We start from the raw sequence: 15554 nt of genomic DNA, 5'->3' as shown, positions 1-15554 counted from the left end.
TGTACATTAACTTTGTTTGTGGAGTGATTCGATACCTAATAAAAGAGCCGATAACGGAATGTCATATGGCTTTTCTTCTTGTTGTACATTTGTTTCTTGTTGGGTATTTTCTTCTGGCAATTCGTTTTTTTGCGTTTGCTGTGGTTTTTCTTGTGACTTTGTTTTTGCTTTTGCTTTTGCTTGTATTTTTTGTGCGGTAGCTTTTTGTTGTGGCTCTTCTTTTTGTGCATTTGTTTCTAATGGAGTATTTATTTCTGTTTTATTAACGTTCTCAAGCATTTTTTGTCTGAGAGATTTTACAGAAACTTTTTTTGGTTCTTTAGCTGTTGTAGAAACAGGAACCTCTTCGTATGGTTCTTCGGTATCAATTGTAGTTTCTACTTTTTTCGGTGAGAAAAGTTGTTGTATTTCTTTTTCCCAGAACATGTTCGCAAACGAATATTTGTTTGTTAGTTGCTCACTGCTTGTTTTCGTTTTGTGGTATAGACTAATTAGAGCTACAACAGAAGGTAGTTTTTCAAAATCGCGAATAGGTGCTTGTAGCACTTTATGAAAAAATGATTCTGCTTGTTCTAAATTATCTTGGAAAAAAGAAGATAAACCACAAATATGATTCACATAAGCTTTTTTATAAGGGTGGTGTAGGTTTATACCTTGTACTTTACTGGCAAGTGTTTCTATATTTTGCGGAGAACGGTTTTGATTATTTAGTGTAATTAACTCTTGTAAAGAATGGAAAACGTAATCAGGTGTATTGTCGTTTACTTCATGATTTTGTACGATTCTTTCTAGAGTTGTTTGTGCTTTTGAATACTTTTGTAGTTTAATATTTGTTCTGGCAATTTTGTGTTCATATTCTTCACTGTTAAAATCTTCTGCTTGACTACTGTTTATTATTTTTTGGTAGGTTTCAAGGGCTTCACTAAAATGGCCGCACCAGTATAAACAATCTCCAACAATAGATTGTATTAGGTAGTGATTTTTGTAGCGACTACCTCTTGCTTTTGCAATTGTTTTATCGAAAGAATGAAGAAATTTAGTGTTAAGGAGACACTCTAAAAAAAATAATTGTTCATGTTGTACCATGTTTGTTGCATCTTGGTCTGCATGCTTTATGGCCAGTTTAAGATATTCAATTGCTAGATCGTGTTTATTTGCGTCCATAGCAACTTGGCAAAGTGACATACAAAGTAGTGCTTGTATTTCTAAAGGAGCATTTTCTGGTAACGATTGCGCTTCCTCTAAGATAGAGTATTCTCCATCCTTATGACTTTGTAGTATTTCTACAACTACTTCAAACCATTCATCCATTATTTTTACCTTTATCTTTGTCCTGCCATCGCAATGTAGAGTTTTTGCGAATAACTATTTTTTTGTTTTCTTTTCTTATAACCATCAGGTGCAGGCGTATTATCTACGACTTCTTCAATAATTTGGTCTGGTGTTATGCCTTCAGCTTCAGCGGTGTAATTTAGTACAATTCTATGTCTAAGTGCAGGCTGAATGATCTCACGTATGTCTTTTGCTGTTACGGTGAAACGTCCTTGAAGCATTGCCCGTGCTTTGGCACCTATAATTACTGCTTGCGTTGCTCTTGGACTAACACCCCAAGCGATGTTGTCAATCGCATATTGTATATCGCTAACATCTGGACGAGTGTTACGACATAGTTTAATAGTATAGTCTATTAAAGATTGTGGTGTGTCTATCTTTCGTACTAATTTAAGTGATTTTAATATAGTTTCTTGTGATATAAGAGGTGTAAATTCACTGCTTTTATTTGAAACCGTAAGGCGTAGTATCCGATACTCTTCTTCTTTTGTTGGATAATCAAACAGTATGTTGAACATAAATCGATCTAGCTGTGAAATAGGCAGAGGATATGTTCCTTCTTGTTCCACAGGATTCTGCGTGGCTAGAACAAAAAATGGTGGCTCTAACTCAAAGCGCGTACCTATCGAGCTTACTGTGTGCTCTTCCATTGCCTCTAAAAGAGCAGACTGGGTTTTTGGTGGAGTACGGTTTATCTCATCTGCTAGAAGGATATTCGTAAAAATGGGCCCTTGTAAAAATGAGAATTTTCGCGAGTTATCTGTTGCATCTTCTACCAAAATTTCAGTTCCTGTTATGTCTGAAGGCATAAGGTCTGGAGTAAATTGGATACGGCTGAACTTTAAATCTAGTAATTCTGATATAGAACGAATTAATAAAGTTTTTGCTAAACCAGGAACACCTACGACTAAAGCATGACTACCACTAAATATGGCTATTAAAATTTGTTCTATCGCTTCTTCTAGACCAACAATACGCTTTTTGAGCTGTTCACATACTTGTTGATGTATTCCACGGAGATGTTGTATCTCTTGTTTTTCTTCAGCGGTTATGTTCATAAATCGTGCCTCAAATGTATGTTGTTAAGTATAAAAATTGTCGTTTTGAGCTTTAAATGTCAACTACTTATAGTAGTAGTTCATTTACTAATAATTGCCGAGTGTTATGTAAAATTGTTTTCGTCACATTTTAAAGTATAAGCTCTTTTTATAGACAAAGCAAGTAACTAAGATAGAGGCTAAAAAATAATTTATCAAGTTGCTTGCAGGTGTCGACATTCAGTTTTTACATTATTAATTAGGGCATGTCAGTATTTGTCTTCCTTATAACTTAACTATTTTAGAGATTGCTCTTCTATTATAGAGTACAACTTAGCGCTTTCAAGCGTTTCGCCACCCTCTAAAATAATTCGTATTATATAAAAACCTGAGTGCCTAAACGCCCTGAGATTACTCTAAATGAATAAAGCATTTTTCGTCAAATTTACCTTGAAGTTTAGTAACAAGCCAGTTATCACGGAACTCTAGGTGCGGATTCTTGCTTTTTTGTGCTACATTTGGACCTTTGATAATTATAGTTCCTTTGTTGTCAATTCCTACATCTTGCATTGTTTCTAGATTCACTATTCTTACAGCGACTTCTGGAAACGGGAGGCCTACTGAACCTGGTCTTGTTCCGATTTGAGTATTGAAATTTTCTTCGTCAATAAAGTCTGGTCTGTTTAAAGCAACTAAAGGCCCACAACTATCTAGTGCGAAGAGTTGCATGATGTCAATTGCAAACTCTTGTTGATACTTTTTACGCTCATTTTCATTTAAAATATCTGTTACTAAACCAAAATAACGAATTTGGGAAGCTATTTGATTAATGTATGGTAAGTGTTTTTCTGTACTATCGGTAAATAACATTGATATTTTATGCTTGCAATCGTTAAAATTTTCAGCGGTTGGTTCAACACATAATATGTGTTGGGCATGGAAAGCAGGTAACCAGAAATTCGTTACCAATGAAAAAGGTTTGTGTATGGGCTCTATAGCTAAGAATGTTTCGTTTTTTAGTTCGAATGTTTGGTGAAAAGCTTTTACGCTACTATATATATTACGATGACTTATAGATGTAAAGTTTTCAGAATACACTGTTATTTCTTCATCACATTTTTCTTTATTGCCTACAACATGATTTTTAATAATGTTTTTTGCTGATTTGAGCGCAAGCGACACTTTTTTGTCAGGGGTGTCCCATGAAAGAACTTTAGTGCTTGTTGTTTTGTCTTTTAGTGAATCATCATTTGTAATAAGATACTCAAGTTTTGGCAATACCAAGTGGCTATCTTTTTCATCTATATGAATTGGAACAAATCCTTTATAAAGAAGAGCAAGGTGTGCAATAAAAGCTTGATCGTTTGGAAGATTGATTGCTATTTTTGAATTTTGTGTAATTTTTTCAGTTGGACTCCATGATAAAGCCTGAGCCAGAACTTCTCCAAAGGTTAAAGTTGTTTTTTGTGTAGTGATAAATGGTTTTTTCCAGTTACGTTTGGCTATCGTGATAAATTGTATGTGTAGTGGTAATGGATCTTTTAAGCGATGTGTATATGCTTCAGCAGAGAGCTCCATTACTTTTGATCTTGCAGTAAAAGCGTCTACGCTAGATGGCAAAGGCTCTCCAAAAATAACATTTACCGAGTCAGAGAACTTAATAGGCCTTTTAAATATGAATTTTCCTCTTTCGTAACTAAAAACGCTTCCCCATAGACCGTCGAGGTATACCGGAACAACTTGACAATTTACGCCATCGACAATTTTTTGAAACCCGCTTTTAAAAGGAAGAAGATTTCCTGTACGCCAAATTTTACCTTCAGGAAAAATACATACAACGCCGTCGTTTTGCATAAATTTATGTGCTATATCTAAAGACTGTTGTTTTTTCTCGGAAGAATCACCTCCTGATACAGGTATACAATTGAGCTTTTTCCATATCCAGTTACCAACAGGCATTTCGTAAAAACCGCGAAACATGAGATAACTTAACATTTTTTCAAATGTGGATCCTAGTATAAATGGATCAAAGTAAGATAGGTGGTTGGCGACTACAATGCCTTGCTTCGGTTGATTGTGTTTATTGATAGTGCGAACCTTGAATACAGTATTGACTATTTCTATGATAATGATTCGCAATACTAAACCAGGAGCTGTTAGTGCCATTAAAATTGCGTAAGTTATAGTGCAACAACCAATAGTGACCATTATTTTGGCTGAATTCATTTGTAGAACGCTTGATAAAAAGATTGCCAACAAAGAGGCAGCCAAAATACCAGTAAAACTTATAATGTTAGAAAACGCTATGTAATTACCTTTTTCGTTTTCAGGACTTCTTGCTTGTAATTGAGCATAGAGTGGTACAATAAAAAAACCAGCTGATATTCCGAGCATAAAAAGATCAATTATCGATCGAAAAGTAAAATTCATAAAGGTTCTAGTACCTGTATTCCCATACCATGCAAGATCAAGGGAAAAAATACCTAGAGATAAACAAGCAAAAGGAACCCATCCTGTTTCAATACTATCGCGTGATAAGTGTCCTACTAAGACTGATCCAATTGCAATGCCAACGGTCAACAAAGCAAGTGTTAATGTGGCAGCAGCACTTCCTAGTCCCATGATATTTTTTGCATATACAGGAATTACTGACATAAAAAGAGCGCCAAGAGCGTAGAAAAAAGTTATGCCATAAATAGTATTCATAATAGTCGGAGTTTTAGATATTCTCGGGAAGTTTTTCCATAGATAGGAAATTACATTCCATTCTAGGGGATTGTTTTGCTTTTTCGCACGGACTTTAGGAGCGAAATATATAAAAAAAGTACCTATAACTGCAATAACAAAGTAAATAACGCCAGCCCAGGCTAAATTACTTTGGAATTTATCGAACAGCAAACCACCTAGTACAGCACCTAGTAAAATAGCTATATTAGTTGTCATATTTAGTAGGCCATTGGCCATTGATAGGTCTTCTTTGTGGAAAGTCTCTGGGAGTATACCGTATTTAGCAGGCCCAAAAAAAGCACTTTGTGTTGACATGAGAAAAAAAGAAATAAGAAGGAGAGGTAAGCTTGAAAAATACAATGCCACACATGAAAATAGCATAGCAAGAATTTCTGGGCTTTTAGCATAAAAAAGCACTTTGTTTTTTGCATAGCGGTCAGATAAATAACCTGCAAAAGGAGAAAACATTAAAAAAGCAATGGGGAGAAGAGCAGCTATTATACTATTATATAGCACTTGTTGTTCGCGAACAATTGAATCAAGTACAAAAGCTGTCATTGTCATTTTTATAGCATTATCGTTAATAACCCCGAAGGCTTGTCCCAACAAAAATGATATAAAGCTGGGAGATTTTACTGTTGTATGGTGTGGCGAATCCATTTTCTACCTATTGAAAAGAGAGAAGAAAACTTATTATAATTACACGCTTACAATTGTTTGATTGTTTAAGGGTTGGATATTTAAATTTTTGTATAATATGAATTAATTTAGAGTCTCTAAAAGAGCCCAATTATAAGGAAGATAAATATCAATACGCCCTATAGAATGTAAAAAGATTGTATCAGAATGTAAAAGATCTAGCAAAAAATACTTTTATTTTCATAGAGCGAATGATCAATTAAATAAAATTTGCTTTTGAGAATTGCCCCTCACTTAGTTAAAAATAGGGGAATGACGAAGAAAATACTAAAGTGAAAAGAAATCTATAAAAGGATAAAAAATCCTGTATTATTAACTTTATTAATGAATGAATTATTTGAGAACCTGTTACGGTTTTATAACAGACTCTAAGAAAGTTGGAGAATAATGAACGCAGATAGTTTAGAAATAAAATCTATATGCAAAAATTTTCAACATGCAGACTCTACTATTAATATACTGCAAAATGTTGATTTTTCAGCGCAGCCTGGAGAAACAATTGCTATTGTTGGACCTTCAGGAGCAGGGAAAAGTACTTTGCTAAACATTATTGGTTTACTGGATGTTCCTGACTCTGGAATGGTTAAGTTGGGAGATAAAGAACTACAGTCAATTTCGCAAAAAGAACAAGAATTTTTTCGCGGCCACCATATTGGTTTTGTATTTCAAAATCATCATCTTCTCCCTCAATTAACCGCTTTAGAAAATGTTTTATTACCTACTCTTATTACTAAAAGTGGTAAAGAGAATGCAGAAGAGATTTTAAATTTTGTTGGTTTAGAAAAGCGCAAGAATTTTTATCCTTGGCAAATATCAGGAGGAGAATGTCAAAGAATTGCAATTGCACGCAGTATTATGAGTGCCTCGAAGTTACTTCTTTGTGATGAACCTACTGGAAATTTAGATGAAGAAAATGGCCAAAAAATTATTTCTTTACTCAAGAGCATAGCGGATAAAAATAAAGTGATTGTTGTTATGGTGACGCACAATATTCAATATGCGAAGCAGTTTGATCGCTGTTTTGTATTGCGAAATGGTTCATTGTGTGAAGGAGCACTAGGTGAATAAAACTCGTTTACTATGGCGTAGTATTCGGTATTACTGGAAGTCAATAATCCTGATTATCATTGGTATTGTAGTTGGTACTACTGTAATTACTGGATCTTTGATTATTGGTAAATCAGTACCCAAAAGTTTACTCGACACCGCCACTTCACGTATCGGTAGCATAGACTACGCTTTAAAAAGTACGAAGCTATTTACAAGGACATTTTTAGAGAGAATAGAGCAAGATTGTAAACAGAATCAATTTGCATCTATTCTAACTTTGTCTGGTGTTACTAAGTACAATGAAATAACTATACCACAGGTTAATGTTCTTGGTGTGGATGATAAGTTTACATCTTTTTATAGGACACCTTTATTGCTAAATAAACGCGAAGTAGCAATTAATAAATCGCTTGCTCAAGATTTGGGTGTTAAAAAAGGTGAGCGCTTGATTTTGCATATTTATCGCTCTAGTTTTGTACCTACCGAAACACTTTTTGCACGTAAGAACTATGAGGATAATGTCTACACTTTACGTGCAAAAGTTATTGATATCTTATCTGATGAAGAAATGGGGGGATTTCGTTTAGATGCTAACCCTCGTACTCCGCGTAACGTGTTTGTTTCTCAAAAATGGTTGTCTAAACAGATAGAGCGTGAACATTATATTAATACGCTTCTTGTTTCAGGAAAACCAATAGAAAATATAAGAAAGTACCTTTCCGTTGAGGATTTAGGAATTTATTTTCGCGAGAATAAACAACAACTTTTAATACAAAGTAAAAATTTCATATTCCATGATTACGAATTACAAGGTGTTGATAAAGCTCTCACCGATTTAAAAGAAAAAGCAAGGCGCGCATCTGTTTATGTCGTGAATAACATTGGAAATGGGGAGAATACTGCTGCGTATTCTATGATTGCTGGAGTTGAGGGATTAGATATACCTCCAAACCAGATTTATGTAAACAAATGGTTGGGAGAGGATCTTAAACTTGGTAATAATGCAAATATCGATTTGGAGTATTTTATTCCAACAAATGGACGTTTAGTTACAGAAACAAAATCCTTTTCAGTAACTAAACAGCTAGAAATGAATCACGAATTTATTTCTTCTAAATTAATTCCAGAGTTTGAAGGCTTAACTAACGCTGATAGTATTGGTGACTGGAATGTTCCATTTGATGTCGATCTAAATAGTATTAGTGATCGCGATGAAGAGTATTGGGAATTGTATCGCGCTGCACCTAAGGTATTTATTTCTGTGAAACAAATGAAGAATATTTGGAATTATCGGCAAAGTGAACAAGTTGACTGGGTAAGTAGCATTATTGTTTCTAAAAATATTGATCGAGGTGTGTTGGAAGAAAAAATTATTTCGCATGCTAACTTGGGTTTCTACGGAATGCATTTTTTACCTATACGAAGACAGATTGAGGTTTCTTCACAAGGAGCAACTGATTTTGGCGGATTGTTTATTGCTCTTAATTTTTTTATTTTGTTATCAGCGCTACTGTTAATATCTATGTTAACAAGACTATATACTACATCGCGTTCTGACCAGATGGGAATTATGGGAGCATGCGGTTTTTCTCATAAAAGTATTAGACTTTTGTTTTTGCAGGAAGGTTTACTGTGTTGTTTTTGTGGAGCACTACTAGGTGGTTTAGCTGGTACTTTGTACGCTAAATATATAATTGTACTGTTAACAACTTCATGGATGGGTGCAACAGGTACAACTTTAATTCGGTTATATGCAGATACACAAGTTATTGTTTTGGGAGCAGGAATTGGGTTTTTTGTCAGTTGGCTATCTATGTATCATGGTACTCGACATGTAAAAATGCACAGTGTATTGCAATTGCTAAAAGGATGGAAATCCTTATCTATATATATACTGAAAAATAAACCGCGAAAATACGGACGTTGGTCTTGTGCTTTATTTTTTGTAGCAGTCATATCTATATTTAGTGCCAAGTCTCATTTTATTTCAAATGTAGCAGGCTTTTTTGTGGCAGGTACTTCTTTTCTTGGCGGATGTTATTGCGTTTTGGGCTATTATTGGCAGAGAAGTCCATCTTCGCAATTGTCTTACCTTTCTCTTGTTCGCAAAAATTTGGCTTTGTATCGCGATCGTAGCTTATTACTGTTTGTGTTATTTGCTTTTTCTAGCTTTCTTTTTGTTGCGTTGGCAGTAAACAAAAATGATTTTAGTGATGTGGATTTAAATGATAAAAATTCGGGTACAGGAGGATTTGCTCTTCAAGCGAAAGCATCTTTCCCTATACATCATGATATGAATTCCTCAGAAGGGCGCGAAAAGCTAGGTTTTGACGACAATGCTGAAGGTATTCTTTCGCAAAACAATATTTTCTCAGCACTGTTTTTTAAAGGACAAGATATCAGTTGCTTAAACCTAGCAAAAGCGACTGTGCCTAACATTGTTGGAGTGTCTGATCGCTTTATTGAACGCGGTGGATTTATTGTTTCGAGTGCTGTTTCTTCGTCCAACCCTTGGTCACTGTTGAATAAAAAAAGTATTGATGGAACTATTCCTGTATTTGGGGATGCTAATAGTGTGCTTTGGTCTTTACACAGTGGAATGGGAAAAACTATTGATTTAGTAACAGCAGTAGGAAGTGTTAAATTGCGTTTTGTTGGTCTATTACACAATAGTATTTTTGCAAGCGAAATTGTGATGTCAGAGAATAATTTTCGCGAACTTTTTCCTCATATCTCTTCACCTACATACTACTTAATAGAAGCAAATAATTTTAAATTAACGCAGAAAACGTTACAGAAGACACTGGGAGAAATGGGAGTGTCTGTCAAAACCACAACAGAAATACTAAATGGTTTTATCCAAGTTCAGAATACTTATCTTCTTGCGTTTGCAAATTTAGGAGGATTAGGAATCTTTCTTGGTATCTTTGGTTTGGCGATTGTAATTGTTTATTCTTTTATACAAAGACAAGGAGAGTTTAGCTTACTTGTGTCTTTGGGAATGTCCTTAACAAGAATAAGAATGTTATTGTTTTTTGAGATAGTCATTGTTGCTACTCTTGGTTTGGTCTGTGGAGGAGTTTCGGCTTTGGTGTCTGTGTATCCTCAAGTTCTATCAAGCCAATCGTCTGTGGATTGGATAGCCTTACTATATATTCTTTCTGGCTTGTTTTTGTTTACCGTACTAGTTGCATATGTTACTTTAAAAAGAGTTATTAATGGTGATTTAATAAAAGTCTTGAAAAAAGATTGATTTTTAAGTTGTTTTTTTGCAAGGGCTTAGGATGGTGTTCGGAAAAAAGATGTAGAAAAAAAAAGAAAAGATATTGACTGTTGAAGAAGCCGTGCTATAATCCCTTCTCCTTGAACGAAAGGGCAACCAAAAAAAACTGGTTGTCAAAAAAGAGGAACCAAGTTTGTTCAGTACTTTTAAGAAACTTTGAAAAAGATTTTAAAAAGAAGTTGACAAACAAAAGATAAGTGATATACTTGTCGAGCACGAAACGAAAAAAACGACTTTGAACAAGTTGTTGATCTCAATAAAGGCAAAGAAAAAAAATTTGGTTTTATTGAGATTTTAGATCTTTGAAAAAAAGGGAAAGAGAAAGAACGAGTGTGTGAGCTCATTAAGTTTAAGAACTTTGTGAGAAGAACAAAACAGGAGAAACTTTTTATTTGAAGGGTTTGATCCTGGCTCAGAACGAACGGTGGCGGCGTGCTTATTCCATGCAAGTCGAGCGAGAAGTTCCTTCGGGAATGGAGAGCGGCGAAAGGGTGAGTAACGTATAAATGACCTACCTCTAAGAGGGGGATAACAGTTCGAAAGGACTGCTAATACCGCATAAGGTTACAGCGATGCATGTTGTTGTAATTAAAGGTGGGGGACCTTCGGGCCTCATGCTTAGAGAGGGGTTTGTATTCTATTAGCTAGTTGGTGGGGTAAAAGCCTACCAAGGCATTGATGGATAGCCGGCCTGAGAGGGTGGACGGTCACACGGGCACTGAGACACGGGCCCGACTCCTACGGGAGGCAGCAGGAAGGAATATTGGGCAATGGACGCAAGTCTGACCCAGCGACGCCGCGTGGAGGAATAAGGCCTTCGGGTTGTAAACTCCTAACATGTGTTAGTAAGGTGCAGATAATAATACTATCTGTAATTGAAAAAGGCACAAAATGAAGTCATGGCTAACTCCGTGCCAGCAGCCGCGGTAATACGGAGATGGCAACCGTTGTTCGGAATCACTGGGCTTAAAGAGCACGTAGGCGGAGGCATAAGTTGAATGTGAAATCCCATGGCTTACCCATGGAATAGCGTTCAAAACTGTGTTTCTTGAGTTCAGAAGGGGAAAGTGGAACTCCTAGTGGAGCGGTGAAATGCGTTGATATTAGGAGGAACGCCGGTGGCGAAAGCGACTTTCTGGTCTGTAACTGACGCTGAGGTGCGAAAGCTAGGGGAGCAAACGGGATTAGATACCCCGGTAGTCCTAGCCGTAAACGATGGGCACTAAGTAGAGGGACTTTAGTCTCTCTGCCGGAGCAAAAGTATTAAGTGCCCCGCCTGGGGAGTATGGTCGCAAGGCTGAAACTCAAAGGAATTGACGGGGGCTCACACAAGCGGTGGAGCATGTGGTTTAATTCGAAGCAACGCGCAGAACCTTACCTGGACTTGACATGGTAGGATTAGTCTTGTGAAAGCAGGATGACACTCTTCGGAGCGGAACTATCACAGGTGTTGCATGGCTGTCGTCAGCTCGTGCCGTGAGGTGTTGGGTTAAGTCCCATAACGAGCGAAACCTTTATCTTTAGTTGCCAGCGAGTAATGTCGGGGACTCTAGAGAGACTGCCCACGTTAAGTGGGAGGAAGGCGGAGACGACGTCAAGTCATCATGGCCCTTATGTCCAGGGCTACACACGTGCTACAATGGTCAGTACAAAGGGCAGCGAAACCGCGAGGTGGAGCGAATCTCATCAAAACTGACCCTAGTTCGGATTGGAGGCTGCAATTCGCCTCCATGAAGCTGGAATCGCTAGTAATCGTAGGTCAGCAATACTACGGTGAATGTGTTCCTGAGCCTTGTACACACCGCCCGTCAAGCCACTGAAGTGGGGGTAGCCTGAAGTCGTTGACTCAACTCTTCGGAGAGAGAGGCGCCCAAGGAAGCTTCCATGACAGGGACTAAGTCGTAACAAGGTAGCCGTAGGGGAACCTGCGGCTGGATCACCTCCTTTCTAGGGATAACTAGAAACGATAAATGGTCACCTGGACCTTAAACAGATAACACACTCAATGTTCTTTTCTCTTTCCCTTCCTTTTTTTTGCAAATCGTATAGGAGAGGTCGGTGGTTCGAGTCCACCCAGGCCCATTGTCTAAAAATGGTGATGGCTTTGTCCATTAACCTAATTGTTAAAATAATATATATGTTAGATGAAGTAAAAATTCGGGGGGAAGGAGAAAGGGGCGGATTTCGCTCCATTTTTTTAATGGTCATCTAAAATATTTCGGATAGCTCAAGAAGAAGAGCACCTCGTGAATATCGAGAAGGGCAGGTTAAAATCCTGCAACCGATCTTTGACAAATAGAGAAGAGAAAGAAAAGAAACAAGAAGTAAAGAGAAATATAGAGATATAAGATATTAAGGGTATATGGTGGATGTTTTGGCGTTTGGAAGCGAAGAAGGACGTAGTAGGCTGCGATAAGCCTCGGCGAGTTGTCAACAAACGTTGAGCCGGGGATTTCCGAATAGGGCAACCAACTGCACTGAAGGTGCAGTATCTGTATCTGAAAAAATAGGATATGGAAGCGAACGAGGCGAATTGAAACATCTTAGTAACCTCAGGAAGAGAAAGAAAACTCGATTACCTAAGTAGCGGCGAGCGAACGGGTAAGAGCCTAAACCGTATGTACGTAATAGATGCTGATCGTTGTGCATATGGGGTTGTGGGAGTTAACGTTGTGGGTCAGTAACCACAGTAAGAGTTACAAAGGCGATGTTTAGGCGAGGTATCTGGAAAGGTACGCCACAGAGGGTGAAAGCCCCGTAGTCGAAAAGCATAGCTCTCTTATGTTAGCCACCCGAGTAGCACCAGACACGAGAAACCCGGTGTGAATCTGGGGGGACCACCCCCTAAGGCTAAATATTCCCAAACGACCGATAGTGAAGAAGTAAGGCGACTGAAAAATGAAAAGCACCCCGTTGAGGGGAGTGAAATAGAACCTGAAACCATATACTTACAAGCGGTAGGAGCACAATACTATATATTAGAGTGCGGTAGGCACAACAGGGAATACACATGAGTGTGTGTTAACTGGGATATAGGAAGTGTGACTGCGTGCCTTTTGCATAATGATCCGGCGAGTTACCGTATGCGGCAAGGTTAAGTGTTTACGACACGGAGCCCAAGCGAAAGCGAGTGTGAATAGCGCGACAAAGTCGTATGTGGTAGACCCGAAAGCCAGTGATCTAACCATGGCCAGGGTGAAGCGGGTGTAAAAGCTCGTGGAGGCCCGAATGCACTGATGTTGAAAAATCAGGCAATGAGCTGTGGTTAGGAGTAAAAGTCTAATCAAACTGGCCAATATCTGGTTCTCTCCGAAATAGCTTTTGGGCTAGCCTTTCGTGGTAGCATATGGGGGTAGAGCGACTGAATAGGTCAGTGGGGGCCACCAGCCTACCCTACTTAATCAAACTCCGAATACCATATGTGGAACCGAAGGAGTCAGACTATGGGGGATAAGCTCCTTAGTCAAGAGGGAAACAGCCCAGACCGCCAGCTAAGGTCCCGAAGTTAAGCTAAGTTTAAAGGAGCTGGGAGTGCGATGACAGCTAGGATGTTGGCTTAGAAGCAGCCACCATTTAAAAAGTGCGTAATAGCTTACTAGTCGAGCATTCCTGGGCCGAAAATTGAAGGGAATAAGCTTAACACCGAAGCTGCGGATTCAGCAATGAATGGTAGGAGAGCGTTCCATAATTAGGATTGAAGGCAGACCGTAAGGACTGCTGGACAATATGGAAGTGATTATGCCGGAACGAGTAACGATAAAATGAGTGAAAATCTCATTCGCCGAAAACCTAAGGTTTCCTGGGGAAGGCAAATCCGCCCAGGGTTAGTCGGTACCTAAGGCGAGGCCGAAAGGCGTAGTCGATGGATAACAGGTTAATATTCCTGTACCACTTATGTAGCAATGGGTTCGCCTGTGAGCAACGGGGGGACGAAGGAGGCTAGGTTAACCTCGTGGATGGTCGAGCGGGGCCAAGCAAGTAGGGAGAGATTCTAGGAAAATCCGGAATCTTGTTAATCCTGAGATGCGATGGGGGACAATAGTCTGTAGTAACCGATGCCATGCTTCCAAGAAAAGCCTCGTAAGCGAGTTATATAAGTGACCGTACTAAAACTGACACAGGTAGGTGAGGAGAGAATCCTAAGGCGCTCGAGATAACCTCTGTTAAGGAACTCGGCAAATTGACCCCGTAACTTTGGGAGAAGGGGTACCCCTGATGGTGAAAGATGTACATCTGGAGCTTTTGGGGGGCGCAGTGAAAAGGCCCGGGCGACTGTTTACTAAAAACACAGGTCTCTGCTAAGACTTAAAGTCGATGTATAGAGACTGACGCCTGCTCAGTGCCGGAAGGTTAAAGGGAGGGGTTAGCTTTTGCGAAGCTCTGAACTAAAGCCCCGGTTAACGGCGGCCGTAACTATGACGGTCCTAAGGTAGCGAAGTTCCTTGTCGGGTAAGTTCCGACCTGCACGAATGGCGTAACGACTTGGGCACTGTCTCAACAGAGGACTCGGTGAAACTGTAGTAGCGGTGAAGATGCCGCTTACCCGCAGCAAGACGGAAAGACCCCGTGAACCTTTACTGCAGCATGGTATTGGGTTTTGGTATAGCTTGTGTAGGATAGGTGGGAGGCTTTGAGATGGAGACGCAAGTCTTTGTGGAGCCGCAAGTGAAATACCACCCTTGTTATACTAGAATTCTAACTGGTGTCCGTAGATCCGGTACCAGAACAGTGCTTTGTGGGCAGTTTGGCTGGGGCGGTCTCCTCCTAAAAGGTAACGGAGGAGTTCAAAGCTACTCTCAATACGGTTGGCAATCGTATGTAGAGCGTAAAGGTAGAAGAGTAGTTGACTGCGAGACATATAAGTCGAGCAGGTGTGAAAGCAGGACTTAGTGATCCGGTGGTCCCGAGTGGAAGGGCCATCGCTCAACAGATAAAAGGTACTCCGGGGATAACAGGCTTATCGCCTCCAAGAGTTCATATCGACGAGGCGGTTTGGCACCTCGATGTCGGCTCATCGCATCCTGGGGCTGAAGAAGGTCCCAAGGGTTTGGCTGTTCGCCAATTAAAGCGGTACGCGAGCTGGGTTTAGACCGTCGTGAGACAGGTCGGTCCCTATCTGCTGTGGGTGTAGGAGATTTGAGAAGGTTTGCCCTTAGTACGAGAGGATTGGGGCGGACGAACCTATGGTGTTCCAGTTGTCACGCCAGTGGCATAGCTGGGTAGCTACGTTCGGAAAGGATAAGCGCTGAAAGCATATAAGCGCGAAGCCTTCTTCAAGACGAGATCTCCCCGAAGGGTCCAGGAAGACTACCTGGTTGATAGGCTGGATGTGTAAGTATAGCGATATACTCAGCTAACCAGTACTAATATCCCGTTCGACTTATCTCTCTATACTCCTCTTTGCTTCTTTGTTCCTCTTTTCTTTC

The 15554-nt window shown here is 39.2% G+C and carries 5 protein-coding genes and 2 rRNA genes; 4 read left to right on the top strand and 3 right to left on the bottom strand.

Annotation, left to right across the window (positions count from 1 at the left end; genetic code table 11):
* Positions 1-6: 6 nt before the first annotated feature.
* The 3 genes from UABHE_RS14040 to UABHE_RS14030 form a co-directional block, all read right to left on the bottom strand.
* Positions 7-1311, bottom strand: coding sequence for a hypothetical protein (locus tag UABHE_RS14040; protein WP_372370965.1), 1305 nt, complete (start codon positions 1309-1311; stop codon positions 7-9).
* Between the two features lie 11 nt (positions 1312-1322).
* Entirely contained in the window at positions 1323-2390 is a 1068-nt protein-coding gene (locus UABHE_RS14035; protein ID WP_372370964.1) for an AAA family ATPase, read from the bottom strand.
* Positions 2391-2780: 390 nt separating this feature from the next.
* A complete protein-coding gene (locus tag UABHE_RS14030) occupies positions 2781-5756 on the bottom strand; it encodes an MFS transporter (protein ID WP_372370963.1) in 2976 nt (991 codons plus the stop codon).
* A 426-nt stretch (positions 5757-6182) separates the two neighbouring features.
* Here UABHE_RS14030 and UABHE_RS14025 point away from each other — a divergent pair, with 426 nt between their 5' ends.
* The 4 genes from UABHE_RS14025 (at position 6183) to UABHE_RS14010 (ending at position 15516) form a co-directional block, all read left to right on the top strand.
* On the top strand, positions 6183-6863 hold the full coding sequence (locus UABHE_RS14025) for an ABC transporter ATP-binding protein (protein ID WP_372370962.1): 681 nt from the start codon (positions 6183-6185) through the stop codon (positions 6861-6863).
* Positions 6856-10098 (top strand): FtsX-like permease family protein, encoded by a 3243-nt coding sequence (locus tag UABHE_RS14020; RefSeq protein ID WP_372370961.1) that lies wholly within the window; start codon positions 6856-6858, stop codon positions 10096-10098. Before UABHE_RS14025 ends, UABHE_RS14020 begins: the two co-directional genes overlap by 8 nt.
* Positions 10099-10517: 419 nt before the next feature.
* Positions 10518-12075, top strand: a 16S ribosomal RNA gene (locus tag UABHE_RS14015).
* 395 nt (positions 12076-12470) lie between these two features.
* A 23S ribosomal RNA gene (locus UABHE_RS14010) occupies positions 12471-15516 on the top strand.
* Together the 16S and 23S rRNA genes form the textbook arrangement of a ribosomal RNA operon.
* The last annotated feature ends 38 nt before the right edge of the window (positions 15517-15554 follow it).

The organism is Candidatus Uabimicrobium helgolandensis (assembly GCF_041508025.1).
Lineage (GTDB): Bacteria > Planctomycetota > Uabimicrobiia > Uabimicrobiales > Uabimicrobiaceae > Uabimicrobium > Uabimicrobium helgolandensis.
The sequence above is the reverse complement of the archived record's forward strand: the minus strand, read 5'-3'. Positions and strand labels throughout refer to the sequence as shown.